This is a genomic window from Brevundimonas lenta, assembly GCF_014196335.1.
Taxonomy (GTDB): domain Bacteria; phylum Pseudomonadota; class Alphaproteobacteria; order Caulobacterales; family Caulobacteraceae; genus Brevundimonas; species Brevundimonas lenta.
In genome coordinates this window covers 704,947-730,260 of record NZ_JACIDM010000002.1, presented here as the reverse complement: position 1 = coordinate 730,260, position 25,314 = coordinate 704,947, and the positions used below count along the sequence as shown (strand labels likewise).

Sequence of the window (25,314 nt, the reverse complement as noted above, 5' to 3'; positions counted from 1 at the left end):
TCATGACTTTCGTAGCGCCGCAGGCCGGCGCGCCGATCGACGCGCCTGAAGACGACGTGCGCGCCAGGGCGCCTTTCGTTGGCGGGCCGCTCGCTGCGCCCGCTCCGGGCGACGATCCGCAGACCGACGTCATCACCGGCACGGACGGCGGCGAACCCCTGCAGGGCACGGCTGGCGACGATGTGATCGACGGCGGCGCCGGCGGCGACCACATCTGGGGCAGGGCCGGCGCGGACGTCCTGATCGGCGGCGATGGCGTCGACCTCCTGCGCTACGACAACGAGAGCAGCTGGGGCGGGCGCGGGATCAGCGTCAACGTCAACCTGGCCACCGGGATCGCGACCGACAGCTACGGCGACACCGACACCATCTCCGGCTTCGAAGGCGCCTACGGCACCGAGTATGACGACGTGCTGATCGGCAGCGCAGGGAACGACGAATTCGGCGGTCGTGAAGGCAACGACATCATCGATGGCGGCGCAGGCGCCGACATGATGTTCGGCGAGGACGGCGACGACGTCATCTTCGTCGACGACCAGGGCGACCTGGCTGTCGAATACGGCGGCGAGGGGACGGACGAGGTCCGCACGACGCTGGCGAGCTTCACCCTCGGCAGTACGGCGTACAGCTACAACATCGAGAACCTGACGGGCCTGCTTACGACCGGTCAGACGCTGTGGGGCAACAGCTCCGACAACGCCATCACCGGCGGCGACGGCGACGACGTGCTGATGGGCTGGGGCGGCGCGGACATCCTGAACGGCGGCGCGGGCGTCGATACGGCCGACTATCGCTACTCCAGCGCCGTGAACGTGAACCTCGGATCCGGCTCAGGCTCGGGCGGCGACGCCGCGGGCGACACCCTGATCGGCATCGAGAACGTCATCGGCGGATCGGGCGCCGACACCCTCACCGGAGACGTCAACGACAACATCCTGAGCGGCGGCTCCGGCAACGACACCCTGCGGGGCGGCCAGGGTCTCGACACCCTCCACGGCGGTATTGGCGACGACTGGTACATGCTGAACAGCGCCGGGGACGCGAACGATATCGTCGTCGAACAGGTCGGCGAGGGGACGGACACGGTCTACACGACCATCAGCGGCTACGTCCTGGGCGCCAATATCGAGAACCTGGTCGGCCAGTTCGCCGGCCGCCAGACGCTGACCGGCAATGACGCGGGCAACGCCATCCGTGTGCAGAACGGACCCGGCGTCCTGAACGGCGAAGGCGGCAACGACACCCTGGAGGGCGCCTCCGGCCTCGTGGCGGCCGACGCGCTGTCAGGCGGAGCCGGCAATGACACCCTCTATGGCTGGGAAGGCGGCGACACGCTGAACGGCGACGACGGCGACGACAACATGGTCGGCGGTGCGGGCGACGACAGCTTCGACGGCGGCGCGGGCGTCGACTCCGTCAACTACCTGTTTGAGGGCGGCCCGGCGGGCGTGACCGTGAACCTCGGCACAGGCGTTGCCACCGACACCTTCGGCTCGACCGACACCCTGATCTCCGTCGAGCGGATCTTCGCGACCAATCAGACGGACACAGTGACCGGCGGCGCGGGCGCCGACCAGGTTTACGGCTACGCCGGCGACGACGTCCTCGACGGCGCCGGCGGCGACGACATTCTCATCGGCGGGACGGGCAACGACGTCTACGTCGTCGACTCCGCTTCGGACATGATCAGCGAGGCCGCCGGAGACTCCGCCGACGTGGTGCGCACCACCCTGGCGACCTTCACCCTGGGCGCGACCGCGAACAGCGGGAACATCGAGAACCTCACCGGCCTGCTGTCCACCGGCCAGACCCTGATCGGCAACAGCGGGAACAACATCATCACCGGCGGCTCCGGCGACGACACCCTGCGCGGCGGTGCCGGCGCGGATGTGCTGATCGGCGGCCTCGGCCTCGATACGGCGGACTACAGCACGTCCACCGCCAACGTAAACGTCAACCTGGCCACCAACACCGGTCTGCAGGACGCGGCCGGCGACACCTTCAACAGCATCGAGAACGTCACCGGCGGCTCCGGCTGGGACAACATCACCGGTAATGCGGTCGCCAACGTCCTGATCGGCGGGGCCGGCATCGACAGCCTGCGGGGCGGCCAGGGCGCCGACACCCTGATCGGCGGCGCTGACGGCGACAACTACTGGCTCGAGGCCGCGGGTGACGAGACCGACGTCATCGTCGAGCAGGCCGGCGCCGCCGGAACCGACTCCGTCTACACCAACCTGGCCGCCTACACCCTCGCCGACAACGTTGAGGCGCTGTGGGGAACCTCGATGACCGGCGGGGTCCTGACCGGCAATGCGCTGGGCAACCAGATCGTGCAGTTGGGGTCGTCCGCGGTCACCCTGAACGGCGGCGATGGCAACGACGTCATCTACGCGCACAACACCGGAACCTTCGCCGACACGCTGAACGGCGGCGACGGCATCGACAGCCTGTTTGGCTACAACGGCGATGACACGCTGAACGGCGGCGCGGGCCAGGACGCCCTGTACGGCGGTCGCGGCAATGATGCGTTCGATGGCGGCGCCGGCTACGACTCCGTCTCCTACGACGGCGAAGGGACCCAGGGTCTCAACGTCGACCTCGCGGCGGGCACGGGCACGGACGCCTATGGCGACACCGACGCCTTCGTCAGTATTGAGACTGTGGTCGGAACGGCCTTCGACGACCGCATCGTCGGCGACGCCGGCTACAACATTCTCGCCGGCCGGGACGGGAACGACTACCTCGACGGCGGCGCGGGCGACGACCAGATGATCGGCGGCGCCGGCGACGACACCTACATCGTCGATTCCGCCAACGACATCGTCGCCGAGATCGGGACCTCGGACACGGCGGACGAGATCCGCACCGGCCTGGCGACCTTCACCCTCGGCGTCACCGCCAACAGCGGCGGCATCGAGAACCTCACCGGCACGTCGGGCGCCGGCCAGACCCTGACCGGCAACAGCGGCGACAATGTCATCATCGCCGGATCGGGCGACGACAGTCTCGCCGGCGGCGCGGGGAACGACACGCTCGACGGCGGCCTCGGCGCGGATACGGCGATTTTCGCCGCCGACGCGGCCTCGGGCATCGCCGTTGATATCGGCGGCGGCCGTCTGCAGATCACCACCGGCGCCGGTGTGGACACGGTCCAGTCCATCGAACGCCTGCAGTTCAGCAACGGGACCGTCCTGCTCAACACGGCCACCGGCAACGCCCACGCGCTCGGCATCGCCGATACCGCGACCGCCGGCGCCAACGGACCCGGCGTCGCCGGAAACGTCCTGTCCAACGACATCGACCTCGAGGGACAGGCCCGGACCGTCACCGGCGTCGCTGCCGGCGACGAGGCCTCCAACGCCGCCCTGACCACCGGCGGCGTCGGTGTGGCGATCGACGGCGCCTACGGCTCCCTGACGCTCAACGCGGACGGGACCTGGACCTACACCGCCGATGATGCGGCTCTCGGAGCCGGCGAGACGGCGACCGAGACCTTCACCTACCGGGTGGCGGATTCGAACGGCGACGGCGACCTGACGACGCTGACCTTCACCATCACCGGCGAGAACGACGCGCCTGTGGTCACCGGCCCGTTGACGGACGATGTCAGCGAGGACGACGTCGGCTACAGCTACAACCTGCTGGATGGCGCCTCTGATGTCGACGCCGGCGCGTCGTTGTACATCGACGCCCTGACCGTCACCCAGACGGCCGGGACCGCCATCGACCTGGCGAACTTCAACTACGCCCTCGCCATCGATGGCTCCGGCACGCTCGGCTTCGATCCCGCCTGGTTCAACGGCCTCGGCGACGGTGATGATATCGAGCTGACCTTCAGCTACAATATCGTCGACGATTCCGGCGGCGTGGTCGCCCAGACCCTGACGGTCACCGTCGAGGGCCAGGACGACGCGCCCGACTTCACCGACTCCGACGCCGACGTCTGCTTCGGCGAGGACGACACGCTCTCTACCTCGGGCGCGCTGGCGTTCGCCGGCCTCGACCGGACCGACGTCCATGTGTCCAGCGCGGTCAGCGCGATCGTCCTGTCGGGCGGCGCATCCCTCACGCCGGCGCAGCAGCAGGCGCTCGAAGCGGCGCTTGCCACCTCGGTGAATGGCGCCGTCGTCGACTGGTCGTTCGACGCCACTGCCGTCGACCTGAACGGCCTCGGCGACGGCGAGACGGTCGAGGTCACCTGGACCGTCTCGGTCGATGACCAGGCCGGCGGCACGGACAGCCGGACCGTCACCGTCACCATCCACGGCGACTACGAGACCGTCACCGCGCCCGTCGGCGGCGGCGATGTCTCCGGCACCGCGTTCGACGACAGCGTCACCGGCAGCACCGATGACGACCGGATCGACGCGGGCGATGGCGACAATGTCGTCGAAGCCGGCGACGGCGACGACAGCGTCAAGGCCGGCTCCGGCTCGGACAGCCTCGACGGCGGCGACGGCGACGACACCCTCAGCGGCGGCGGCGGTTCCGACGTCCTGATCGGCGGCGACGGCTTCGATACGGCGGACTACAGCCAGGCCGCCGGCGGCGTCACCGCGCGCCTGGACACAAAGCGCGCCGGCAACGACGGCGACGGCGGTTCGGACACCTTCTCCTCGATCGAACGTCTGGTCGGCTCCGCCTTCAACGATCTGCTGATCGGCGGCGCGGCGGGCGACATGCTCGAGGGCGGTCTGGGCGGCGACACCCTTCTCGGCGGCGCGGGCGACGACGTCCTGTCCGGCGGCTCGGGCGCGGCCAACCAGCTTCAGGGCGGCGCCGGCGACGACCTCTACATTCTCGACGCCAACGACACGGTCGTCGAACTGGCCGGCGGCGGCGTCGACACGGTCGAGGCCCACATCCACACCGTCAATCTGGCGGCCAATGTGGAGAACCTGGTCTTCACCGGTCAGGGCGACTTCACCGGCAACGGCAACGCCGGCGACAACGTCATCACCGGCGGCGCGGGTAACGATCTCCTGCGCGGCGGCGGCGGCTCGGACACCCTGAACGGCGGCCTCGGCGTCGATACGGTCGACTATTCGCGGGCCTCGGCCGGCGTCCACGCCCGTCTCGACATCATGCGCGCCGTCAACGACGGCGACGGTGGGTCGGATGCCTACAACTCCGTCGAGGCCATCGTCGGCTCGGCCTTCGACGACCTGCTGGTCGGCGGGACTCACGACGATCACCTCAGCGGCGGTCTCGGCCGCGACACCCTGCTGGGCGGCGCCGGCGACGACGTCCTGTCGGGCGGCCAGGGTCTGGCCAACCAGCTGCAGGGCGGGGCAGGGAACGACCTCTACATCCTCGACGCCAACGACACCGTCGTCGAACTGGCGGGGCAGGGCCATGACACGGTCGAGGCCCGCATCGGCGCCTGGGTCATGGGGGCCAATATCGAGAACATGTACTACGCCGGTCCGGGCCGCTTCATCGGCACGGGCAATGCGCTGGACAACATGATCCTGGGCGGCGACGGCAACGACATTCTCCGTGGCGGCGGCGGTGACGATCAACTGTACGGCGGATCGGGCGAGGACACCGTCGCCCTGCGCGGAGCCGTCGGCGCCTACACCATCACCGAGGAGGGCATCGGCTGGCGCATCGTCGACTCGGTCGCCGGCCGTGACGGCTCGACCTATGTCGAGGACATCGACTTCCTGCGCTTCGATGTCGGCGGGACCCTGGTCAGCCTGGCGGGCCTCAGCGCGCCGGAACCGGACGCCAAGGCGTTCGCAGCCCAGGTCATGCCGCTGGCTCTCGACGACGCCTTCCTCGATCTGGCCGGCGTCCCGTCCACGCCGTCTCATACGCAGTTCGACAGCGTCGTCGACACCGGCTCCAGCGCCGTCTTCACCTTCGGCGACGCGACGGTGCCGTGGAGCATGACGGACGGCATGCAGGGCCTGCTCGACGCCTTCGACGGCCGGTCGCACCACGACGGCCATCTGGCCGCGATCGATCCCTGGGCGGTCTGAGCCTGATCAGGCTGACCAGGAACGGCGCCGCGGGACCCACCCCCGCGGCGCCGACGTTCCTCCGGAATCCGCCCGTTTGTGCCGCTTCGGCACAGAGTGATCAGCGATCACCGGGCACAACCCAGGGCGCCCACGGAAAAATGCCCGCCATTTTCCTGCCACGCTTGACGCTGTTCCGATAACCCCATCCTCTGAACCCGCCGTCCGGTTTACCCGCTCGGGTTGATCGGCTGCTCCGGATGGATTGTGGTCGGGGTGTAGCGTGTCATGGTCGGAAAGCGTCGCGCGACGATCGTCGCCATCGTCGCCCTTCTGCTGGGGTCCGGCCCGGTGACGGCCTCTACGCCGACCCTTCTCTGGCAGGACGCCCGTCAGGTCGCCGTCCTCTGCCTCGTCGCCGACACCCGCCTCGTAAATCCCCGCGAACTCCAGGCTGACCTGTGCCGCCGCGTCGTCGCCGACGCCTCGCGCGACGCCCCGCTGCCGGTGATCGAGATCGCCCACGGCGATCCGCAGGTCATTGACGCCCATACCGTCGCCCTGCTGGTCCACGCCTCCGTCCAGGAGGGACCGCTGGTCGCCTTCACCATCCGGCCCTTCCGCGCCACCGTCGAACAGACCGCCCAGCTGTTCAGCGCCGCCCCGCGCGCCGCGCCTCTCTCCGGCGACGCGCTCGACGCCGCGATCGACGCCTCCCTTTCCGAAATCCTGCCCTGGCGCGCCGACGCGGCGCCGTCCGGAGCGCAGCCCCTCGACTAACCCCCCACCCCCCACAGGAGACGACCATGCGTACACGCAGCGGTGAAACGACCCCGGTCCAAACGGCCTCCACGTCCGCCCCGGACGCTCTCGTGAACGTCACCCTCCATCCGGACGACGGCGGCGACGGCGACGCGCCTTTCCCCGGTCTGGAGCCCGTCACCTCGCCGCTGGACGTCAACATTGACGGCACGGGCGGCACCGTCGCCGGCAAGCCCGTCTGGACGATCGAACAGGTCACCGCCCACCTGAACCGCACCGGCATCTCCTGGACGCCCGGCCCCAACAACGCCGTGCCGGTCAGCGGCAGCGCCGCCGTGATCAATTTCGGCTTCTTCGACACCCAGGACCAGGTCTTCGAGAACGGCTACGGCTATGAGTCCGGCGGCAGCCTTTTCGCCTTCACCGAATACTTCAACTTCGCCGCCTTCACCCCCGCCCAGCGCGACGCCACCCGCGCGGCCATCGAGGCCTGGGACGACCTGATCACCACCACCTTCGTCGAGACTTCGGCCGACGACGCGGACATCAATTTCGGCAATCTGCTGAACGCCCCCAACACCCAGGCCTACGCCCGCCTCCCGGCCGCGACCCTGACCGCCAATCCGGCCATCAACGAACAGATCCGCGAAATCGGCGGCGACGTCTGGGTCAGCACCGCCCAGGCCAGCAATTTCCAGCTCGATGAAGGCCTCTACGGCATCCACACCCTGGTTCACGAAGCCGGCCACGCGCTGGGCCTCAGCCACCCGGGCGCCTACAACGCCGCGCCGGGCCTCAGCATCACCTATCCGGCCAATGCCGAATACGCCCAGGACACCCGCGCCTATACGGTCATGTCCTACTTCAACGCCTCGTCGCTGGGCGCGCGCCACTTCGACTTCAACATCTCGACGACCGTCTACGCCGCCACGCCGCTGATCCATGACATCGCGGCGATCCAGGCGATCTACGGCGCCGACATGACCACCCGCACGGGGAACACGACCTACGGCTTCAACTCGAACGCCGGCCGGGATTCCTACGACTTCACCCTGACCCCCGCGCCGGTCATGGCCATCTGGGACGCCGGCGGCATCGATACCCTCGACGCGTCCGGCTACGACACCGTCCAGCTGATCGACCTGACCCCCGGCGCGCTCAGCAGCATCGGCGGCGTCACCGCGGCCTCGGCCCCGACCTTCGAGCAGACCAACGCCAACCGCGCCGCGGCCGGCTACGCCCCGATCACCCTGGCGACCTACAACGCCAACATCGCCGCCCTGATCGCCAATCCGGTCGTCGGCCGCCTGACCGACAACGTCGGCATCGCCTATGGCGTGATCATCGAGAACGCCGTCGGCGGCTCCGGCGCGGACGCCATTATCGGCAACACCGCCAACAACGTCCTGACCGGCAATGCCGGCGACGACGTCATCCTCGGCCGGGAAGGGAACGACACCCTCGACGGCGGCGCGGGCAATGACCAGCTGGACGGCGGTGTCGGCGCCGATCTGATGATCGGCGGCGCCGACAACGACCTCTACCTCGTCGACAACGCGGCCGACCAGGTCGCCGAAGGCGCCGACGCCGGGACCGACGAGGTCCGCACCGGCCTCGCCGTCTACACCCTCGGCCAGAATGTCGAGAACCTGACCGGCACGGCCTCCACCGGCCAGCGCCTGACCGGCAACGGCCTCAACAACGTCATCCTGGCGGGCGCAGGCGCCGACGCCCTCGACGGCGGCGCGGGCGACGACTTCCTCGACGGCGGCGCGGGCGCGGACAGCCTGACCGGCGGCACGGGCAACGACGTCTACGTCGTCGACAACGCCGGCGACCGGGTCACCGAAAAGGCCAACGCCGGCGTCGACGAGGTCCGCACCACGCTGACCGCCTACGTCCTCGGCCAGAATGTCGAGAACCTCACCGGCCTCTCGGCCACCGGCCAAAGCCTGACCGGCAACACCCTCGACAACATCATCATCGCCGGCGCCGGAGACGACTTCCTGTTCGGCGGCACGGGCTTCGACACGCTTCGCGGCGGCGCCGGGGCCGATGTTCTCGACGGCGGCACGGCCGACGACATCCTGTACGGCGAGGCGGGCGCGGATCAGCTGATCGGCGGCACCGGCGACGACCAGCTGTCCGGCGGCGACGACAACGACAGCCTCGACGGCGGGACGGGCAATGACACGCTCGACGGCGGCGCCGGCGCCGACGTTCTCATCGGCGGCACAGGCAACGACATCCTGCTGGCCGGAGACGGCGACGACGCCCTCGACGGCGGCACCGGCAACGACACGCTCAACGCCGGCGCCGGGGCCGACAGCCTCGTCGGCGGCACGGGCAACGACCTGCTCCTCGGCGGCGCGGACAACGACTCGCTCTTCGGCGACACGGGCAATGACACCCTGGTCGGCGGGGCGGGGGACGACGTCCTCACCGGCGGTCTCGGCAATGACGCCTTCATCATCGGACCCTCGTCCGGCGATGACCGCATCACCGACTTCCGCAACGGCGACGTCGTCGACTGGTCGGCCATGACCGCCGCCGGCTACGACGCCACGATCACGTACTCGGGCGCCGGCGTCCTCATCAGCTTCGAGGACGGTTCCTCGGTCCTCCTGGAAGGCCTCGCCCTGCGCGACCTTCGCGGCGCCTGGTACGAGGACGACGCCTCCGCCGCGACCGACTACGGCCTGTTGGCCGCCCGCAACCAGGGCGACTGGATACTGGCGGCCTGAACGCCCCGTCAGGTTCGAAACCATGGAAGGCGGTCGCTCCGGCGGCCGCCTTTTCCATGAGCGCCGCGCGCAGCAAAAAGGGCCGCCTCCCGAAGGAGACGGCCCCGCATTGCCGGCCAGGGCTTCAGCTCAGGCCTGGTACGTCCCGTGAGGGGCCGCACCCATGCGCATAGCCTCGCCCGGCTTGTGACAATGAGACATTCGACCACCTCCTTTTCGCTGTTGAACAGGACGCCGGAGATGGGGATCGAGGGGGCGTGATCAAGATGCGGGGACTTGTTCGACGCGCGGGGACGCGTCCAGATGACCGCGCCTGAGTCTCGCCGCGGACGCCCGCCGCCGTCGCCCTGACTTCACCGGAGTGCTAACGCCCGTCCCCATGCGCCGCTTCCTCGACTTCATCCTCAACATGGAGGCCCGCCGCTGGAAGGCGGCGCTGGCGACCGCGCTGCTGCTCGGCGCGACCCTCGGCCTGCTGGCCGTCGGCAAGACCCAGCTCGGTCTCGACGCCGAGGAGCGGCTCGAGGCGTGGCTGCAGGGCTATTCCGGCAGCCCGTGGGCGTTCGCGGCGACCGTCGTCCTGTTCGTCGCCTCGGCCTTCATCGGCGTGCCCCAGTTCATCCTCATCGCCGCCTGCGTCGTCGCCTTCGGGCCGAACCTGGGCTTCCTCTACAGCTGGGCGGCGACGATCGCCTCGGCCGGCGTCACCTACTGGCTGGGCCGCGGGCCCACGGCCCGGCTCATCGACCGTTTCGACAGCCGCACCCTCGACCGCCTCAAGCGCTTCGTCGGCAAGAACGCCTTCTACGCCAGCTTCATGATCCGCAACGTGCCCTCGGCGCCGTTCATCGTCGTCAACATGGCCTTCGGCGCCACCCGGGCCAATTTCTGGACCTACCTGGCCGGCTGCGCCCTCGGCGTCCTGCCCAAGACGGCCCTGGTCGCCTTCTTCGGCGGGGCGGTGGTTTCGGCGGTCAGCGGCGACGGCGTCTGGACTTCCCTGATCCTCGCCGGCGTCGCCGTGGTCTGGCTGGGCCTCATGCTGGCCGTCCGCGAGTTCGTGAAGCGCCGCGAGAAGGCCGCCGGGGTTCCGGACGACGACTGAGCGGCCGGATTAATCGCCGCATGGGCGGAAAGGGGAGGGGCGCCCGCGCGTTTCGGGAGCAGCCGCCCCCGTCTCAGGAGACGTCCCATGCTCAAGCTCTATTATTCGCCCGGCGCCTGCGCCATGGCCTCCCACATCGCGCTGGAAGAGGCCCATGCCGAATACGAACTGGTGAAGATCGACCTGCGAAAGGGCGAGCAGAAGACGCCGGACTATCTCGCCATCAACCCGGCCGGCGTCACGCCGGCCCTCGTGACCGAACTGGGCGTTCTGACCGAGAACGCCGCCATCATGGCCTGGCTGGCCCGCACCCACCCCGAAGCGAACCTCGCCGACCTCGATTCGCCGTTCCAGTTCGCCCGCATGCAGGCCTTCAACGGCTTCCTCGCCGCCTCCCTGCACCCCGCCATCGGCAAGGCGATCTTCAGCCATCCGGCGCTGGAAGGGGCGGCGAAGGTCCAGGCGGAAACCGCCGCGCTCGCCAAATACGACCTGGTCGAACACCATCTGCTCAAGGGCCCCTGGGCCATGGGCGAGCAATACACCGTCGCCGACGGCTATCTGTCGGTCTTCACCCGCTGGGCCCGCCTTAACGATCTTCTGGACCGGGAACGCTTCCCCAAGCTCAACGCCCACCTGAACCTGGTCCAGTCGCGGCCCGCGGTGATCAAGGTTCTGCACCTTGAAGGGCTGCAGCCGGCCCTGGCCTCGCACGAACCGTTGGTCGCTCATTAAGGTTTACGGCCCACGGTCCTCATCAAAGTTGGGGATGAGTGGCGTATGGATCTGCTTTCGATGGCCCGGGAACACCGCGAGCTTGTGGCCGGCGCGGCGAGTCTCAGCGGGCTGGCCTCCGCTTTGAAGACCCCCGAGGACGCGGATCAGGCGGTCGTCCAGCTGGCCGCCTTCGGCCGCCGGCTGACCGATCACCTCATCGCCGAGGACCGGGACGTCTATTCCGTCCTGATGAGTGACCCGGATCCGGGCATTCGGTCCCTCGCAGCTGACGCCTTCGGCGACGTCGGAGGCCTCGTCAGCGCTTGGCGGATGTTAAGCGCCCACTGGACCCGAACCGCCATTCTGGCGGACCCGGCGCGCTTTGCTGACGCCATGTCGAGCACCCTCGACGCCCTTATGTTGAGGATCGAACTGGAGGAGAATCTTCTCTATCCGGCGGCTCAGGCAGCGGCCCACGGGCGCAGGGCGGAGATGGCGGACGCCTGAGCCTCATCACGGGTTCGCCAGCCAAGCTTTCGAGGGCTTGTAATCGCCTTCTTACACGGGCAAACGAGCCTACGGTCAGTCAGGCGAAGACGATCAGGAGGCGGCGCGTATGGGGATGCGCGCGGCCGGGGCGTCGCCGAAACGGATCAATTTGACGCACGCCCTCAAGGCCCGAACGAACGGTATCCCGAACCCATGTTCTCCCACGTTTTCGGCGCGATCTCGAACGATATCGCCATCGACCTCGGCACCGCCAACACCCTCATCTATATGAAGGGTAAAGGCATTGTGCTGAACGAGCCGTCGGTCGTCGCCCTGCGCAACGTCGGCGGACGCAAGATCGTCCACGCCGTGGGCATCGAGGCCAAGCAGATGCTCGGCCGTACTCCGGGCCACATGGAAGCCATCCGCCCGATGCGCGACGGGGTCATCGCCGACTTCGAAGTCGCCGAAGAGATGATCAAGCACTTCATCCGCAAGGTTCATAACCGCAAGGGCTTCGTGAACCCGAAGGTCATCGTGTGCGTGCCGTCGGGCGCCACCGCCGTCGAACGCCGCGCCATCAACGATTCCTGCCTCAACGCCTCGGCCCGCCGCGTCGGCCTGATCGACGAGCCGATGGCCGCCGCGATCGGCGCCGGCCTGCCGATCCACGAGCCGACCGGCTCCATGGTCGTCGACATCGGCGGCGGCACCACCGAGGTGGCTGTCCTGTCGCTGTCGGGCATCGTCTATTCGCGTTCGGTCCGCGTCGGCGGCGACAAGATGGACGAGGCGATCATCTCGTACATGCGCCGCAACCATAACCTTCTGATCGGCGAAACCACCGCCGAGCGCATCAAGAAGGACATCGGCACCGCCCGCATCCCGGCCGACGGCGAAGGCCTGTCGATCGACGTCAAGGGCCGCGACCTCATGCAGGGCGTGCCCCGCGAGGTCCGCATCTCGGAACGTCAGGCCGCCGAAGCCCTGGCCGAGCCGGTCTCGCAGATCGTTGAGGCCGTGAAGGTCGCTCTGGAAGCCACCCCGCCGGAACTGGCCGCCGACATCGCCGACAAGGGCATCATGCTCACCGGCGGCGGCGCGCTGCTGCGCGGTCTGGACGCTGAAATCCGCGATCACACCGGCCTGCCGGTGTCGGTGGCGGACGATCCGCTGTCTTGCGTGGCCATCGGCTGCGGCCGTGTGCTCGAGCATCCGCGCTGGATGAAGGGCGTCCTCGACTCGGCTCTGTAAGGCTCAGGTCGAAAGACCGCCTCAAATCCCTGTCATTACGGCGGACCGGCCAGTTCCCAACTGGCCCGGTTTTTGCGATAGGCTCGGCGTATCGGCAGGGGGGTCCCGCTGATTCCGTTTTTAAGGAAGGCGCGCCGTGGCGTTTCGCGACGGACCGTTTGAGAACCTGAAGGTGCCGCTGGTCTGGACCTCAGCGGTGGCTGTGGTTGTGTGCGCGGTCGGCGCCATCCTCCTGCTCATCAGCGATGCGCGGGCGCAGGCCTCGCCGTACCAGCCGGCCCGCGCCGCGGTGGAGACCGTGGCCGGCCCCGTCGGCGGCGTCTTCGCCGCCCCGGTGCGCTGGTTCGGCCACGTCAGCGACTACGTCGGCGGCTATTTCTTCGCCGTCTCCGAGAACCGGCGCCTCAAGCGCGAACTGGCCGAGCTGCAGCCGTGGCGCGACCAGGCCATCGCCCTCAAGAACATCAACGCCCGCTACGAGGCCATGCTCGGCCTGCGCGCCGAGCCTGACGTCCCGATGCGCACGGCCCGTTCGGTGTCGGACTCGCGCGGTCCGTTCTCGAACGCCCGCCTGCTCGACATCGGCGCGCGCCAGGGCATCAAGGTCGGCAACCCCGTCATCAACGAGCACGGCCTCGTCGGCCGCGTCGTCGGCACGTCGGGCAGCGTCAGCCGCATGCTGCTGCTCACCGACGTCGCCAGCCGCACCCCGGTCCTCGTCGACCGCACCGACGCCCGCGCCATCCTGACCGGCGACGGCTCGGGCAATCCGCGTCTCGAGTTCGTGCGCGGCGTCGGCTCGGTTCAGCCCGGCGACCGCATCCTGACCTCGGGCGACGGCGGCGGCTTCCCGCGCGGCGTGCCCATCGGCGTCGCCGCCAAGGGCATCGACGGCACCTGGCGCGTGAAACTGTTCAGCGACCGCGGCGCCATCGACTTCGTCAAGATTCTCCTGTTCGAGGACTTCGGCCAGCTGATCGGCGCCGACGACCTGAACGCCGCGCCGCTCGCCGCGCTCGACACCCTGCCGGAAGCCACGGGCGCCCAGGCCTCGGCCATCGACGACGCCGCCGCCCGCCGCGACAGCGCCGCCCGCGCCGCCGCCGAACGCGCCCGCGCCGCCGCCGCCGCGCCGCCGCCGGTTCCGACGCCCGCGCCGGCCCAGCCGCGTCCGCAGGCCGCGCCGCCTCCGGCCCAGCCCGCCGCCTCCCCGCCGGGAGGGACCGAATGAGACGCCCCGTCGCGGTCCGCGTCGTGGGACCGACGCAGTGGATCGTCTATCCGGCCCTGATCACGGCCGCCGTCACCTTCATCCTGGCCACTCCGGTGAAGCTGTTCGGCTTCAGCCTGCCCGAGCCGGTCATCCCGATGGTGCTGGCCTTCGCCTGGCCGCTGATCCGTCCGTCGGTCATCGCGCCGCTGGTGCTGGCTACGCTGGGCCTGTTCCTCGACATCTTCTGGGGCGGCCAGATGGGCATGTGGCCCCTGTCCCTGCTGGCCATCTACGCCGTCGTGCTCGGCTCGCGCAGCTTCCTGATCGGCCAGGACACCGTCGTCCTGTTCGTCTGGTACGCCGCCTGCTGCGGCCTGGCCTTCCTGATCGCCTATCTGATCAAGACCGTCAGCGCCGGCAACGCGCCCAGCATCCTGGCCCTGATCGGCCAGGTCGTGCCGACCCTTCTGCTCTTCCCGTTCGCCGATCGCATGATCGAGCGCTTCGAGGACGGGGACGTGAGGTTCCGATGATCCTTCTTCGCCAAGGCTACGAAGGACAGGTCCCGATGTGCGCGGGGACGAAGTCCTCCGAAGCTCCCGCAGGGAGCGCAGGAGGATGAGCGCGGAACCGTCCATCATCTTCTCGGATCCTAACGAGCGTCAGGGCTCGTTCCTGCGCCGCACCTTCGTGCTGGGCGGGCTGACGACGCTCGGCGGTCTCGCCCTGACCGGCCGTCTGGCCCAGCTGCAGGTGTTCCAGGCCCAGGAATACGCGACCCTCGCCTCGAACAACCAGTTCAACTTCCGCCTCGTGCCGCCGCCGCGCGGGCGCATCCTCGACCGCCACGGCGTGGTCATCGCCGGCAACCGCCCCAGCTTCCGGGTGCTGGTCGTCCGCGACGAGACCAAGGATCTGGACCAGACGCTGGACCTGCTGGGCCGCCTGCTGCCCGACACGCTCGAGCGCCGCCGCTCCATCATCCGCGACGTAAACGCCGCCCCGCGCTTCTCGCCGGTCCCGGTCAAGAGCGACCTGACCTGGGAGGAGTTCGCCCGGGTCAACCTCTACGCCAACGAACTGCCCGGCGTGATGGCCGACATGAACGAGGCGCGCTTCTACCCGTTCGGCGGCTCGTTCGCCCACGTCATCGGCTATGTCGCCAAGCCCAACGACCGCGACATCAAGGCCATCGAGGAGCGCGGCGAGGACGTGCCGCAGATCCTCTACAACCCCGGCTTCCGCATCGGTCGTCAGGGCGTCGAAAAGGCTTTCGACAGCGACCTGCGCGGCGAGGCCGGCGGCAACCGGGTCGAGGTCGACGCCCGCGGCCGCGTCGTGGCCGAGGACATCGGCGGCTCGCGTCCCGCGATCCCCGGCAAGGACGTCGTCCTGACCCTCGACGCCGACGTCCAGAACCGCGCGCTCGAGGTCTTCGGCGACGAGTCCGGCGCCTGCGTGGTCATGGACATCCGCAACGGCGACATCCTGTGCATGGTCTCGGCGCCGTCCTTCGACGCCAACCTGTTCGTCGGCGGCGTGCCGTCCAAGGTCTACCGCGCCCTCTCGGACTACGAGCGCAAGCCGCTGCTGGACAAGACGCTGAACGGCGTCTTCCACCCAGGCTCAACGTTCAAGATGACCACCGCCCTGGCCATCCTCGACGCCGGCGTCGATCCGACCGAGCGGGTGGTCTGCACCGGCGGCTATCGCTACGGCAGCCGCGTCTTCCGTTGCTGGGAGCACGGCGGTCACGGCGCGCAGGACATGCACAACGCCATCAAGAACTCCTGCGACGTCTATTTCTACCACATGGCCAATCGCGCCGGCGTCGACCGCATTCAGGAGACGGCCAAGAAGATCGGCTTCATGCAGACCTTCGACATCGGCGTCGGCAACCAGAAGCCCGGCTCCGTGCCCAGCCGCGCCTGGAAGGCCCACTACAACCGGAACAATCCGAATCCCGAGTCGCGGGTCTGGTTCCCGGGCGAGACCCTGTCGGTCGCCATCGGCCAGGGCGACGTCAACGTCACGGCGCTGCAGCTCGCCGTCATGACCTCGCGCATCGCCAACGCCCAGAAGGCCGTGGTGCCGCGTCTGATCAAGTCCGTCGGCGGCGTCGAGCGGCCCTCGGGCGCCGCGGTCGCAGACCTGCCGTTCCCGCGCGAGCACCTCGAGATCGTCCGTCAGGGCATGATCGCCGTGGCCAACGACCGCTCCGGCACCGCCTATCGCCAGTCCCAGCTGGGCCTCGGCGACATCCAGATGGCCGGCAAGACCGGCACGGCCCAGGTCAGCAGCTATGACCGCCGCAAGTCCCGCAAGAGCGATGTCTGGGCCCTCAAGGACCACAACCTCTTCGTCGCCTTCGCCCCGATCGATGCGCCGCGCTACGCCGTGGCCGTCATCGTCGAGCACGGCGGCAAGGGCGGCGCCACCGCCGGCGCTCCGCGCGCCCGCGAGGTCATGCGCACGACCCTGCTGAAGGATCCCGAGATGCTGGCCCGCATCCAGCGTCCGCTGCCGCCCGAAGCCCTCGCGCCCGAGGCGCCCGAAGGCGTCGAGGCCGGGGCCGCGCCCGAGGATCCCGTCGCCGCCACGGCCGTCCCGGCGCCCGAGCCCGCCGCTGCGGCCCCCGCGCCGGCCGGTCCGCAACCCTATCTGCAGGCGCCGCCGCAATGACCGCCTCCGCCCTGACCCGTCCCGGCGAGCGCGACCGGCTCTCGACCAAGATCGCCGAGCTGGACTGGCGTCTGATCGGCCTGCTGTGCGTCGTCGCCGGCGTCGGCACGGCCATGCTCTATTCGATCACGGGCGGGCACTGGCAGCCGTGGGCGGCCAAGCACATCATCCGTTTCGGCGCCCTGCTGATCGTCATGCTCGGCCTGGCCATGGTCCACCCGAAATGGTGGTTCCGCGCGGCCTATCCGCTCTACGGCGTGCTGCTCTTCCTCGTCCTGCTCATCGAGTTCACCCCGCTGGGCTACACCGCCGGCGGGGCCAAGAACTGGCTGAACCTCGGCTTCATCCGCATCCAGCCGGCCGAGTTCATGAAGATCGGCCTCGTCCTGGCCCTGGCCCGCTGGTACCACAGCCACACCGCCAAGGAGGCCAGCTGGTCGTGGAAGCTGGTCTTCCCCGCCGCCATGGTCGGTCTGCCGTTCATCCTCGTCGCCAAACAGCCCGACCTCGGCTCGGCCATGGTCATCGGCCTGACCGGCGCCGTGGTCATGTTCATGGCCGGCCTCAGCTGGCGCATCATCGCCGCCTGCGGCGCGGCGGCCGTGGCCATCATCCCGCCCTTCGTCATGTTCGGCATGCACGAGTACCAGCGGAACCGCGTGCTGACCTTCCTCAGTCCGGAATCCGACCCCTCGGGTACGGGCTACAACATCATCCAGTCCAAGATCGCGCTGGGCTCCGGCGGCCTCATGGGCAAGGGCTACGGCCTCGGCAGCCAGAGCCAGCTGGAATTCCTGCCCGAGCGGCACACCGACTTCATCTTCTCCACCGTGGCCGAGGAATTCGGCTTCGTCGGCTCCTTCGCCCTGCTGGCCTGCTACGTCGCCATCATCCTCATCGCCCTGCGCATCGCCTCGCTCTCGCACAGCCATTTCGGCCGCCTCGCCGCCGCCGGCATGACCGCCTATTTCGCCCTGTTCGTGCTGATCAACGGCGCCATGGTCATGGGTCTGGCGCCGGTCGTGGGCGTGCCGATGCCGCTGCTGTCGTACGGCGGCTCGTCGATGATGACGGTCATGTTCGGCTTCGCCCTGGTGCTCGCCACCCGCGTCCACCGCTACGCCGAACTGCCCAAGGGCCACAGCCTGTTCTGATCGCGGCTCTGGCGCGTTAGGGTCGGGTCATGACCGATCAGAAGACCGCCCCCGACGTCGCGCCGAAACCCGCTCCCGAACCCGCGCCCGACGCCCCCGTCGTCGCGCCGGCGTCCATGTTCTCGGACTGTGGCGAGAAGCCCTGTCCCGAACCCGTCCTGCCCACCCATACGGCCCAGCAGGCCGCCGCCCTGACCGACGGCGTGCGCATGCGCGAAAACCCCGCCGAATGGGCCTTCGTGCGCCTGTCCAAGCTGATCGAGGACTATGAGAAGGGCCTCGACAAGGACGAGGAGGTCGGCGCCCGCATCGTCGGCCTGCCCGGCGACGGCACCATGCAGATCGAGGACGTCGGCTTCTGGGGCCCGGACTTCATCATGTTCCTCGGCAAGAATTCCGAGGGCAAGCCGGTCCGCCTGATCCAGCACTACGCCCAGATCAACGTCCTCCTCGACGCCCGCCGCAAACCCGAGGAACGCCCCGCCCGCCGCATCGGCTTCCAGCTGTCCGAGATGGTCGAAAAGACCAACCCGAAATAGGGCAGGGGGGCTGATCCTGACCCTCTCCCGATCGGAGAGGGCTTGAGCGCCCGCGAACGAAGCGATCGAACGCCGCCACTCACCTCCCCATCGCAGATGGGGAGGGGGACCATCCGAAGCCCGCAGGGCGAAGGATGGTGGAGGGGGCGTCGCCGGCGGATGTGATTTGAGCTCAACCGGACCAGGCCGGCGTCGCCCCCACCTGACCGCTTACGCGGTCTGTCCTCCCCATCGCCTCGGGGGGCGATGGGGAGGTGAATCTGTCGGCTATTTCCGGATTCTTTTCGCCAACCCGCTGACTTCCCCCGCCAAAATTCCCTCTACGCAGCGAGGTATCCGCCCGCCGCATAATCTCCGCATCCCGTCGATGGGGAAGGCGTCGGATCCACGCTTCTCGACGACGACGGGCTGTGGTCGAGCGATGAAGCCCGGGCGAAGGGTAGTCCGGGGGGCCTCGTCGGACAGCGATGGATGCTGTCCGCTTGCTCGCCGCGCATCGAAGGTGCGGACCGCTGGCTCAGCCGATGTCCCACCCACGTCGGGTCCAGCAATGGCGGCGGCGGAGATCCGTCAAGGCTCTAACAGGGCCGCCAGCCGGAGGGCGCGCGAAACCAACGACCACGCGGGGCGTCCACCTCGTCGAAACGGTAAAACACAAAGCATTCCGGGCGAGGCCCGGACGCCCCGCGCCTTCCCCTCTCTTCCAGCGGTTCCCGCCGGAAGAGGCTTCAGCGTGCGCGGTCTTTGAAATCTAGAGCGAAGCCGCCCAGTCGGTCGCCCGCACCAGGCTGTCGACGATGCCAGGCTCGCTCGAGGCGTGGCCGGCGTCCTTGACGATGTCCAGTTTCGCTTCCGGCCAGGCGCGGTGCAGGGCCCAGGCGCTGGTGATCGGGGTCACGACGTCGAAACGGCCCTGGGCGATCCAGCACGGGATGTGGCGGATGCGGCTCACGTTGTTCAGCAGCCAGCCTTCCTCGGGGAAGAAGCCGCCGTTCATGAAGTACCAGCACTCGATGCGGGCGAAGGCGACGGCGAACTCGGGCTCGGCGAATTTCTCGGGGCGGGCGTCCGGCCCCAGCACGCTGACGGTCTCGCCTTCCCAGCTCGACCAGGCCACGGCGCAGCGCTCCCGCTCCGCCTTGTCGTCGCCGGTCAGCCGCTTGTAGTAGGCGCCCATCAGGTCGTGACGCTCGGCCTCGGGGATCGGCTCCACGAACCGCTCCCAGGCGTCCGGGAAGATCTGCGAGGCGCCGTCCTGGTAGAACCAGTGCAGTTCCGGCTTGGTCAGCAGGAAGATGCCGCGCAGCAGCAGGGCGGTGACGCGGTCCGGGTGGGTGATCGCATAGGCCAGCGACAGGGTTGAACCCCAGCTGCCGCCGAACACCGCCCACCTGTCGATGCCCAGCATCTCCCGCAGGCGTTCGATGTCCTCGATCAGCGTCCAGGTGGTGTTCTCTTCCAGCGAGGCGTTCGGGCGGCTGTTGCCGCAGCCGCGCTGGTCGAACAGGACGATGCGGTATTTCGACGGGTCGAAATAGCGGCGCATGCCCGGGTTCACCGCGCCGCCGGGACCGCCGTGCAGCACGACGACCGGCAGACCCTCGGGGTTGCCGCATTCCTCGTAATAAACCTCGTGGATCCCGCCCGTTTGCATGAAGCCGGTGTTGAACGGCTCGATCTCGGGGAACAGGTCGCGGCGGGGCGTTTCGGGCGCGGGGAAGGCCATACTCAATCGGGTCTTTTCTGCGGGACGGTCAGGCGTTGTCAGGTCGTGTCCGCAATGCGGCAAAGGCGAGCAAAAGCCAAGCCGCGATCATCAGAACGCCGCCGATCGGCGCCACCGCTCCCATCGCCCTCAGCCCCAGAAGCCCGATCGACGACAGCGCCAGCGCGAAGATCAGCCCGCCGATAGATCCCAGCCAGCCCGCGACGGTCACCAGCTTCCCCCGCGCCGGCCACAGGGCGCAGGCCAGGGCCAGCAGGGCGTGGGTGATCTGGTAGTGAGCCCCCGTCGTCAGCAGGGTCTTGATCGCCGGACCCGCGCCATGGGCGGCGAAGGCGCCGACGGCGACGGCCATGGCCCCGTTCAGGGCGGCGAAGGCGGCGAGGGAGCGATTCACGGTCATCCGGCCACGCTAGCCGACAGAATCCCCGCCGTCTGCTATGGGCCGCCATGAACTCCGCCCGGCGCATGGCCCTGCAGTACATCCTGCTCTTCGGAGCCAGCGGCGTGTCCCTGCCGTTCGCCGGATTGTGGTTCCGGGCCCAGGGTCTCAGCGGCGCCCAGATCGGCGTCCTGCTCGCCGCGCCCATGCTCGGCCGCATCGTCACCGGCCCGCTGCTCGCGGTCTGGGCCGACGGCTTCCGCACCCGTCGCGCCCCCATCGCCCTGCTGGGCCTGGTCATGGCGTTCGGCTACGGCGGGGCGGGACTGACGGACCTCTTCGCCGTCCAGGCTGTCTGCTGGTTCGTCGGCGCCACCGCCGCCGCCGCCCTGATCCCGCTGACCGACGTCATGACCATGCGTCTGGCCGCCCGCGACGGTTTCACCTTCGCCCTGCCGCGCGGCTTCGGCTCCGCCGCCTTCGTCGCCGTCAACGTCGGCATGGGGGCCTGGCTGCTGACCGCGCCGATCGACGTCATCGTCGTCTGGCTCACGGTCATGGGCGCTCTCATCGGCGTCGTCGCCGCCCTGGCCCTGCCGCGCGAGCCCGTCGGCGACGGCGCGCCGCTCAGGAAACGCGATCGCTTCCGCGGCCTCGGCCGGCTGGTCGTCGATCCGGTCTTCATGACCGCCATCTTCGCCGTCGGCGCGGTCCAGGCCGCCCACGCCTTCCAGTACGGCTTCTCCGCCATCCTCTGGAAGACGCAAGGCATCTCCGAAGCCGTCACCGGCCAGCTCTGGGCCTTCGGCGTCGTCGTCGAGATCGGCCTGATGTGGCTGTTCGAGCCGTGGCGCCGCCGCGTCGGCATCGGTCCATGGAGCATGCTCGTCGTCGGCTCCATCGCCGCCGTGATCCGCTGGACCGCCATGGCCTTCGCCCCGCCGCTCTGGCTGCTCTGGCCGCTGCAGGCGCTCCACGCCCTGACCTTCGCCGCCACCTTCCTGGCCGGGGTCCAGATCGTCGAGAAGCTCGCCCCCCGCGACAGCCAGACGGCCGCCCAGACGCTCAGCTCGGTCCTCTCGGCCGGCGCTCTGATCGGTCTGGCCACGGCGGCGTCGGGTCCGCTCTACGACCGCTTCGGCGCCGGCGGCTATGCGGCGATGGCGGTCATGTCGGCCGTGGGCCTGCTGGCCGCGCTGCCGCTGCGGTCGCGTCTGGCCTAGACGGCGCGCGAGCGGGGCAGGGGCGCCATCTGCCGCGCCATCGCCTGGGCCGCGGTCTTCACCGCCCGCTGCACGGCGGCGTCCGGCTCATTCTCCGGTGCCCGCAACAGGCCGATGGCCGGCGTATCGGCGCCGTCCGGCAGATTGGCCAGGATGCGATACAGCAGATAGCTGCCGGCATCCTCCTCGGCGTCGGACGTCGCCCCGGCGGCCATTCCGGCCTCCCGCAAAGCGCGCACCATCTCGGCGACCGGGGCGGTGGCGCGGGCCACGCCCGGCCCGTCCTCGGTCTGGCGATGCTCGCCGTCCAGCGACCGGTTCTCGGCCCGCATCTGCAGACGGAAGCCGTCGCTGCGCCGCGTCCGTCCGACCAGCAACAGCGCCCGGCAGCGCTGGTCGCGCAAATGGTCGGTCAGGGTCGATGCGAGGGCTTCGGGATCGGCTGACGCCACCGCCACGGTGCGGGCCCCGTTCGGGCTCCACGGCTCGCCGGACAGGTCCTCGATCGGGTCCCAGCCGGTCTCGCCCGCGTCCCAGGCGCAGATCACGATCCCGGGGCGAGCGTCGGAAGGCGACGGAGCGATGTCAGCCATGGCTCGGACCTCACGTGTGACGGTTACATGACGAGAGCGGCGAACGGTGTCGCCATCCCCCGCGGCGCGTCAAGCTGAATCGCGATCAGGAACCGCGATTCACCCGGTGCGCGAACGCCTCAGGACAGATCGCCGATGGCGGCGTCCAGCAGCATGAACGCCCGTCCGCCGTCGGAGGTCAGCCGGCCCAGCACCGCCGGTCCGTCGCCCGAGCTCGCATGGGCGGCCAGCTCCCGGCCGAACGCCCGCACATAGCTCTCGGCGTCGGCGCGCAGGGCCGGATCGGTCAGCACCCGGCGCGAAACGCTGCGCACGGCCGCCGGGGCGACGCGACGCACGATCTGGCGCGCCCGGTCCGGATCGCGGTCGGTCACCGCCTGGGCGGCCTCCTCGACCCGCGAGCGGGGCAGCAGGGCGTTCGGATCCACGCCCATCCGACGGATGGCCGCGACTACGCGCTGGCCCAGCTCCTCGGTCGCGGCGGGATCGGCGGCCGGCATCACCGGGGTGTCGAGATCCAGCGGCGGTTCGCCCGGGCCGCCGTCGTCGACCAGGTCGGCCCAGTCCAGTCCGGCCGGAGGCGGCGTCGGTCCGCCGGGCGCCGGCTCCAGCTTCAGCCGGCCACGCAGGCCGAAGCCGCGCGGCTCGTCCGAACGTCCTGCCCGCGGCGCTTCCGGCTCGGGGGGCGGGGTCGCGATCGGTTCCCGGCGACGCGTCGTCGTCGGCGTATCGCCCGACACCACGCCCATCAGGCGTACTGCCTCGGTCAGCATGTCGTAGTTGCGGCGCACCCGCTCCTGGAAGCCGGCGTCCAGCGCCTCGGTGTCCGCTGCGGCCTTCTGCGACGCGGCCGACAAGGCGGCCAGGCCTTCCTCGACCGAGCTGCGCACCGCATCGACCCGCTTGCGGGCCTCCTCCGGCAGGCGGGCGGAGCGTTCGTCCAGATCGCCGATGTTCTCGTCGATCCGGGACAGGGCGGCGTCCATGCGCTCGACCATCAGCTCGAGACGTTCCAGCGCGCGTTCGCCGGCCTCGTCGATCAGGCCGCCTGTCTCCTGGACGATGCGGCGGGCGCTGTCGACGCGGGCGTCGGCGGCCTGGTCAGCCTTCTGCGCGGCGTCGAACAGGGACTCGCCCAGCCGGTCGGCGCGCACCTGCGCCTGCTCCGTGGCCTCGGCGGCGGCGATGCGGGATTCCTCGGCGGTGGCCTGCAGGGCGCTGAGCGCGCGGCGGGTCTCCTCCACCAGGGCGTCGCGCGCCTCGGCGGCCAGCGCCTCGAACCGGTCCAGCGCCACCTTGGTCGCCGCGTCGAAGCCGTCGGCCTCGCGTTGGGACATTTCGACGAGGGCGCGGAACTGGTCGGTGGCGGCCTCGACCAGATCCTTCACGGTCTCGGTCGTGCGGTTGGAGGTCTCGCCCAGTTCGCCCGCGGCGGTGCGGGCGGCGGACAGTTGCTCGCTCAACTGCGCACGCTGGCTCTCGACCTGGGCGGAGAAGTCCTCCTGGTCGGTGCGCAGGGCGTAGGCGGCGGTGACCAGGGCGGCGCGCTGCTGGCCCAGGCCTTCCTCGACCGACTGGATCTGCTCGGCGACGCCCGATCCGGCGTTCTCAAGCCGCAGCGTCTGCCGCGACAGGTCGTCGGCGGCGACGCGGGCGGCGTCCTGCGCCTCGCCGGCGGCGGCGGCCAGGTCGGCGGCGCGGGCGGCCAGGGCGGCCTCGGCTTCGCGCAACTGCGTCTGGGCCAGGTCGGAGGCGTCGACCACCATGCGCGACTGACGCTCCACGGCGTCGATCACGCCGGTGGCCTGATCGTCCAGCTGGGCGCCCAGCACGGTCATCTGCTCGCGCTCGCTGCCCAGCTGTTCGGCCAGACGGCGGGCGGTGCGGCCGGCGTTTTCCGCGGCCTCGTTAAGGCGGGTGGTCTCCTGCGCCAGCGCCTCGCGCAGCAGGGCCATGTCGTTGCGGGCGCGCTCGGCCGCCAGCGACGCCTGGTCGATGTCGACCCGCAGGCTCTGCAGCACCTCTCCGGTCTGCTGGGCGGCCAGGGCGGTCGGGGCGATCAGCGCTTCCGACAGCTCACGGGCCCGTCGGGTCTCGGCGGCAAGGCCGGCCCCCTGACGCACCGCATGCGCCAGCATGATCGCCAGACCGGCCGGGGCCAGGGCGATCAGCGCGTAGACGGCCAGCCGCAGCGGATCCAGCTCCATCGATCCCGCGCCGAACTCGAACGCGGCCCAGGCGGCGACGCCGGCGATCCACAGTGTCGCGGCCATGCCGGCCAGCAGATAGGCGTGCCGGCCGGACGGAGGGGGCGTGGCGCTGCGCGAACGCACGGCGGGTGCGGGCGGTGGCGAATAAGGAGCGGGCGACGTGTCTGCAGTCTCGGCCAGGGGCGCGGGCTGTGCGACCGGGGTCTCCATCACGGCGTGGATGCGGAGGGTGTCACCCGCGGCGGCGCGCTCGGCGGCCATGCGCTGCTCCTCGGCGAGGCGCCGACGGCGGCGTTCGGACATTGGACGCTCGGTCGAAGGCGCGGACTCCGGGTCGACCTCGGGGGCGACCTCAGACGGGGTCCCGATCTCTTCGGCCAGCGTTACCGGCGGCTCCGGAGCGGGCTCGGTCAGATCCAGAGGGGGCCGTTGGCGGGGAGGCTTCATCAGGCGGCGATCTCGTCTCGGAACGGCGTCATTTGGCGCACGCGTAGGGGCATGACGACCCTAGCGGCTCAATCGCGACGCGCAAAGGCGATCCGGACGATTCACGGTGGA

General features: G+C 69.8%; 17 protein-coding genes. 13 read left to right on the top strand and 4 right to left on the bottom strand.

Annotation, left to right across the window (positions count from 1 at the left end):
* Positions 1-2 precede the first annotated feature (2 nt).
* The 12 genes from GGR12_RS11120 (at position 3) to GGR12_RS11065 (ending at position 18,625) form a co-directional block, all read left to right on the top strand.
* The gene (locus GGR12_RS11120) at positions 3-5,987 is read left to right on the top strand and encodes a VCBS domain-containing protein (RefSeq protein ID WP_183204462.1); all 5,985 of its coding nucleotides are present in this window, start codon (positions 3-5) and stop codon (positions 5,985-5,987) included.
* A gap of 267 nt (positions 5,988-6,254) precedes the next feature.
* Positions 6,255-6,746, top strand: coding sequence for a hypothetical protein (locus tag GGR12_RS11115; protein ID WP_183204461.1), 492 nt, complete (start codon positions 6,255-6,257; stop codon positions 6,744-6,746).
* 26 nt (positions 6,747-6,772) lie between these two features.
* Positions 6,773-9,472 (top strand): M10 family metallopeptidase C-terminal domain-containing protein, encoded by a 2,700-nt coding sequence (locus GGR12_RS11110; protein WP_183204460.1) that lies wholly within the window; start codon positions 6,773-6,775, stop codon positions 9,470-9,472.
* A 379-nt stretch (positions 9,473-9,851) separates the two neighbouring features.
* Positions 9,852-10,577 carry a TVP38/TMEM64 family protein gene (locus GGR12_RS11105; protein ID WP_183204459.1) on the top strand — a complete coding sequence of 242 codons (726 nt, stop codon included), beginning with the start codon at positions 9,852-9,854 and terminating at the stop codon, positions 10,575-10,577.
* Between the two features lie 87 nt (positions 10,578-10,664).
* A complete protein-coding gene (locus tag GGR12_RS11100) occupies positions 10,665-11,312 on the top strand; it encodes a glutathione S-transferase family protein (protein ID WP_183204458.1) in 648 nt (215 codons plus the stop codon).
* A 45-nt stretch (positions 11,313-11,357) separates the two neighbouring features.
* Complete coding sequence (locus GGR12_RS11095; protein WP_183204457.1) at positions 11,358-11,801, top strand: hemerythrin domain-containing protein; 444 nt, start codon at positions 11,358-11,360, stop codon at positions 11,799-11,801.
* A 195-nt stretch (positions 11,802-11,996) separates the two neighbouring features.
* Positions 11,997-13,037, top strand: coding sequence for a rod shape-determining protein (locus tag GGR12_RS11090; protein ID WP_092310269.1), 1,041 nt, complete (start codon positions 11,997-11,999; stop codon positions 13,035-13,037).
* 136 nt (positions 13,038-13,173) lie between these two features.
* Positions 13,174-14,268 carry a rod shape-determining protein MreC gene (gene mreC / locus GGR12_RS11085; protein WP_183204456.1) on the top strand — a complete coding sequence of 365 codons (1,095 nt, stop codon included), beginning with the start codon at positions 13,174-13,176 and terminating at the stop codon, positions 14,266-14,268.
* On the top strand, positions 14,265-14,783 hold the full coding sequence (locus GGR12_RS11080) for a hypothetical protein (protein WP_183204455.1): 519 nt from the start codon (positions 14,265-14,267) through the stop codon (positions 14,781-14,783). The genes mreC and GGR12_RS11080 overlap by 4 nt, the downstream gene beginning before the upstream one ends.
* 85 nt (positions 14,784-14,868) lie before the next feature.
* Positions 14,869-16,932 carry a penicillin-binding protein 2 gene (gene mrdA, locus GGR12_RS11075; protein ID WP_183204454.1) on the top strand — a complete coding sequence of 688 codons (2,064 nt, stop codon included), beginning with the start codon at positions 14,869-14,871 and terminating at the stop codon, positions 16,930-16,932.
* Positions 16,929-18,086, top strand: a complete 1,158-nt coding sequence (rodA, locus tag GGR12_RS11070) for a rod shape-determining protein RodA (protein ID WP_183204453.1) — start codon at positions 16,929-16,931, stop codon at positions 18,084-18,086. Before mrdA ends, rodA begins: the two co-directional genes overlap by 4 nt.
* A 29-nt stretch (positions 18,087-18,115) precedes the next feature.
* Entirely contained in the window at positions 18,116-18,625 is a 510-nt protein-coding gene (locus GGR12_RS11065; RefSeq protein WP_221212316.1) for a DUF6173 family protein, read from the top strand.
* 751 nt (positions 18,626-19,376) lie between these two features.
* Here the strand turns inward: GGR12_RS11065 and pip are convergent.
* A complete protein-coding gene (pip, locus tag GGR12_RS11060) occupies positions 19,377-20,351 on the bottom strand; it encodes a prolyl aminopeptidase (protein WP_183204902.1) in 975 nt (324 codons plus the stop codon).
* 28 nt (positions 20,352-20,379) lie between these two features.
* On the bottom strand, positions 20,380-20,751 hold the full coding sequence (locus GGR12_RS11055; RefSeq protein WP_183204452.1) for a DUF423 domain-containing protein: 372 nt from the start codon (positions 20,749-20,751) through the stop codon (positions 20,380-20,382).
* Positions 20,752-20,798: 47 nt separating this feature from the next.
* Here GGR12_RS11055 and GGR12_RS11050 point away from each other — a divergent pair, with 47 nt between their 5' ends.
* A complete protein-coding gene (locus GGR12_RS11050; protein ID WP_183204451.1) occupies positions 20,799-21,953 on the top strand; it encodes an MFS transporter in 1,155 nt (384 codons plus the stop codon).
* Here the strand turns inward: GGR12_RS11050 and GGR12_RS11045 are convergent.
* Both GGR12_RS11045 and GGR12_RS11040 read right to left on the bottom strand, forming a co-directional pair.
* Positions 21,950-22,546 (bottom strand): C15 family peptidase, encoded by a 597-nt coding sequence (locus tag GGR12_RS11045; protein WP_183204450.1) that lies wholly within the window; start codon positions 22,544-22,546, stop codon positions 21,950-21,952. The genes GGR12_RS11050 and GGR12_RS11045 overlap by 4 nt on opposite strands.
* Before the next feature lie 119 nt (positions 22,547-22,665).
* Positions 22,666-25,059 carry a coiled-coil domain-containing protein gene (locus GGR12_RS11040; RefSeq protein WP_246328853.1) on the bottom strand — a complete coding sequence of 798 codons (2,394 nt, stop codon included), beginning with the start codon at positions 25,057-25,059 and terminating at the stop codon, positions 22,666-22,668.
* Positions 25,060-25,314 lie beyond the last annotated feature (255 nt).

Bases quoted from the DNA above. Each gene is read 5' to 3' on its own strand.
- GGR12_RS11120 (WP_183204462.1), top strand. From the start codon at position 3: ATGACTTTCGTAGCGCCGCAGGCCGGCGCGCCGATCGACGCGCCTGAA.
- GGR12_RS11115 (WP_183204461.1), top strand. From the start codon at position 6,255: ATGGTCGGAAAGCGTCGCGCGACGATCGTCGCCATCGTCGCCCTTCTG.
- GGR12_RS11110 (WP_183204460.1), top strand. From the start codon at position 6,773: ATGCGTACACGCAGCGGTGAAACGACCCCGGTCCAAACGGCCTCCACG.
- GGR12_RS11105 (WP_183204459.1), top strand. From the start codon at position 9,852: ATGCGCCGCTTCCTCGACTTCATCCTCAACATGGAGGCCCGCCGCTGG.
- GGR12_RS11100 (WP_183204458.1), top strand. From the start codon at position 10,665: ATGCTCAAGCTCTATTATTCGCCCGGCGCCTGCGCCATGGCCTCCCAC.
- GGR12_RS11095 (WP_183204457.1), top strand. From the start codon at position 11,358: ATGGATCTGCTTTCGATGGCCCGGGAACACCGCGAGCTTGTGGCCGGC.
- GGR12_RS11090 (WP_092310269.1), top strand. From the start codon at position 11,997: ATGTTCTCCCACGTTTTCGGCGCGATCTCGAACGATATCGCCATCGAC.
- GGR12_RS11080 (WP_183204455.1), top strand. From the start codon at position 14,265: ATGAGACGCCCCGTCGCGGTCCGCGTCGTGGGACCGACGCAGTGGATC.
- mrdA (WP_183204454.1), top strand. From the start codon at position 14,869: ATGAGCGCGGAACCGTCCATCATCTTCTCGGATCCTAACGAGCGTCAG.
- rodA (WP_183204453.1), top strand. From the start codon at position 16,929: ATGACCGCCTCCGCCCTGACCCGTCCCGGCGAGCGCGACCGGCTCTCG.
- GGR12_RS11065 (WP_221212316.1), top strand. From the start codon at position 18,116: ATGACCGATCAGAAGACCGCCCCCGACGTCGCGCCGAAACCCGCTCCC.
- pip (WP_183204902.1), bottom strand. From the start codon at position 20,351: ATGGCCTTCCCCGCGCCCGAAACGCCCCGCCGCGACCTGTTCCCCGAG.
- GGR12_RS11055 (WP_183204452.1), bottom strand. From the start codon at position 20,751: ATGACCGTGAATCGCTCCCTCGCCGCCTTCGCCGCCCTGAACGGGGCC.
- GGR12_RS11050 (WP_183204451.1), top strand. From the start codon at position 20,799: ATGAACTCCGCCCGGCGCATGGCCCTGCAGTACATCCTGCTCTTCGGA.
- GGR12_RS11045 (WP_183204450.1), bottom strand. From the start codon at position 22,546: ATGGCTGACATCGCTCCGTCGCCTTCCGACGCTCGCCCCGGGATCGTG.
- GGR12_RS11040 (WP_246328853.1), bottom strand. From the start codon at position 25,059: ATGTCCGAACGCCGCCGTCGGCGCCTCGCCGAGGAGCAGCGCATGGCC.